This window comes from Pseudomonas sp. SIMBA_067 (genome assembly GCF_046534675.1).
Classification (GTDB): domain Bacteria; phylum Pseudomonadota; class Gammaproteobacteria; order Pseudomonadales; family Pseudomonadaceae; genus Aquipseudomonas; species Aquipseudomonas putida.
On sequence record NZ_JAWRYH010001414.1, the window covers coordinates 1 to 233 of the forward strand.

Genomic DNA, 233 nt, shown 5'->3' on the forward strand with positions numbered 1-233 from the left:
GCCGGTTGCGGAGTTACATTCATCCGTTCATGGAATTGGCGGATGTGCTTGGTGAACGTCAGCCCGTCGCGCACAACCGAAGGATCGCAGGCAGCCCCCCACTTCAGACCGTCCATGGCCAGCGACGCATCAGCGCCGTTTTTCTCTGCAGCTTCGGCGGCGGTGTCCAAGAACTGCTGCCCCAGAGCGATGGCAGCAGACATGCTTTCAGGGAACACCGTAGATGCATAGCG

Annotated in this window: 1 protein-coding gene; it reads right to left on the reverse strand. The window is 60.1% G+C overall.

All coding sequences use genetic code 11. The features are described from left to right. On the reverse strand, window positions 1–203 hold a 203-nt coding region (locus tag SB765_RS34045; protein WP_410933085.1), incomplete at its 3' end, for a hypothetical protein. Window positions 204–233: the final 30 nt, after the last annotated feature.